Genomic DNA, 2,071 nt, shown 5'->3' with positions numbered 1-2,071 from the left:
GCCCCGCCGGTGGCGGGACCCGCGCGGTCGGCCGTGAAGCGATGTCGCGCTCACACGGGCCTGCGGGCCGGGCGCCGCCGTCAGGCGGGAACCCGGCCCTGGGGCTCGATCAGTCGCGCGGCTTCTCCCGCATCTCGAAGCACTCGACGATGTCGCCGAGCTTGATGTCGTTGTAGCCGACACCGATACCGCACTCGAAGCCCTCGCGGACCTCGGTGGCGTCGTCCTTGAAGCGGCGCAGCGACGACACCGTGAGGTTGTCGGCGACCACGACGCCGTCGCGGACGAGGCGCGCCTTGGCGTTGCGCTGGATGATGCCCGAGGTGACCATCGAACCACCGATGTTGCCGATCCGCGGGACCTTGAAGATCTCGCGAATCTCGGCGGTGCCGAGCTGGTGCTCCTCGAACTCCGGCTTGAGCATGCCCTTGAGGGCCGCCTCGACTTCCTCGATCGCCTGGTAGATGACCGAGTAGTACCGGATGTCCACGCCCTCGCGGTCGGCCAGCTCCTGCGCGTTCCGCTCGGGACGCACGTTGAAGCCGATGATGACCGCGCCGTCCGAGGCCAGCGACAGGTTGACGTCGTCCTGGGTGATGGCGCCGACGCCGCGGCGGATGACCCGGAGGGACACCTCGTCGCCGACGTCGATCTTGAGGAGCGAGTCCTCCAGCGCCTCCACCGAACCGGACACGTCGCCCTTGAGGATGAGCAGCAGCTCTTCCCGCTCGCCGCGCTCGAGGTCCTTGAACAGCTCCTCGAGGGAGCTGCTCTTGCGGGACCGCAGGAGCTCGGCGTTGCGCTTGCGGGCGGTGCGCTTGTCGGCGATCTGCCGGGCGACCCGCTCGTCCTCGACGACCAGGAAGTTGTCACCCGCGCCGGGCACGGCGTTGAGGCCGAGCACCAGCACCGGACGGGACGGCAGCGCCTCTTCGACGTTGTTGCCGTTCTCGTCCAGCATCGCCCGGACGCGGCCGTGGGCCACGCCGCAGACGATCGAGTCGCCGACCCGCAGCGTGCCGCGCTGGACCAGCACCGTCGCCACCGAACCGCGGCCCTTGTCCAGGTGGGCCTCGATGGCCGTTCCCTGGGCGGGCATGTCCGGGTTGGCGGTGAGCTCCAGCTCGGCGTCGGCGGTCAGCACGACCGCCTCGAGCAGGCCCTCGATGTTCGTGCCCTGCTTGGCGGACACGTCCACGAACTGGGTCTGGCCACCGAACTCCTCGGCCACCAGGCCGTACTCGGTGAGCTGCGCCCGGACCTTGGTCGGGTCCGCGCCCTCGACGTCGATCTTGTTGACCGCGACCACGATCGGGACCCCCGCCGCGGTGGCGTGGTCGATCGCCTCGGTGGTCTGCGGCTTGACGCCGTCGTCCGCAGCGACCACCAGCACCACCAGGTCGGTGGTGTCGGCACCGCGGGCACGCATGGCGGTGAACGCCTCGTGACCCGGAGTGTCGATGAAGGTGATCTTGCGGTCCTCGCCGTCCACCGTGGTCTGGACCTGGTAGGCGCCGATGTGCTGGGTGATGCCGCCGGCCTCGCCCGCCTGGACGTCGGCGTGCCGGATGGCGTCCAGCAGCTTGGTCTTACCGTGGTCGACGTGACCCATGACGGTCACGACCGGCGGACGCGGCTGCAGGTTCTCCTCGCCGCCCTCGTCCTCGCCGAACTCGATGTCGAACGACTCCAGCAGCGCGCGGTCCTCGTCCTCGGGGGACACGACCTGCACGTCGAAGTCGAGGTCGGCGCCGAGCAGCTGCAGGTCCTCGGGGTCGACGGACTGCGTCGCGGTCACCATCTTGCCGAGGTGCATCATGATCTGCACCAGCGACGCCGGGTTGGCGCCGATCTTCTCGGCGAAGTCGGTCAGCGACGCGCCCTGCGGCAGCCGGATGGTCTTGCCGTTGCCGCGCGGGGCCAGCACGCCGCCGGTGGACGGGGCCTGCATGGCCTCGAACTCTTGACGACGCGCCCGCTTCGATGAGGGTGGCCAGCCGGGCCGCGCGGACGGGGGAGGCGCCGGCGTTCTCCAGGCCCGTGGCGAGGGTGTCCTGCCAGCGGGCGAACG

At 70.4% G+C, this 2,071-nt stretch carries 1 protein-coding gene; it reads right to left on the bottom strand.

Annotated elements, in window-relative coordinates:
• Window positions 1-109 precede the first annotated feature (109 nt).
• Window positions 110-2,071: translation initiation factor IF-2 (infB, locus tag AB0J52_RS37805; protein ID WP_500187792.1), on the bottom strand; the 1,962-nt coding region annotated here is incomplete at its 5' end.

It is taken from the genome of Spirillospora sp. NPDC049652, assembly GCF_040675125.1.
GTDB lineage: Bacteria > Actinomycetota > Actinomycetes > Streptosporangiales > Streptosporangiaceae > Spirillospora.
The sequence above is the reverse complement of the archived record's forward strand: the minus strand, read 5'-3'. Positions and strand labels throughout refer to the sequence as shown.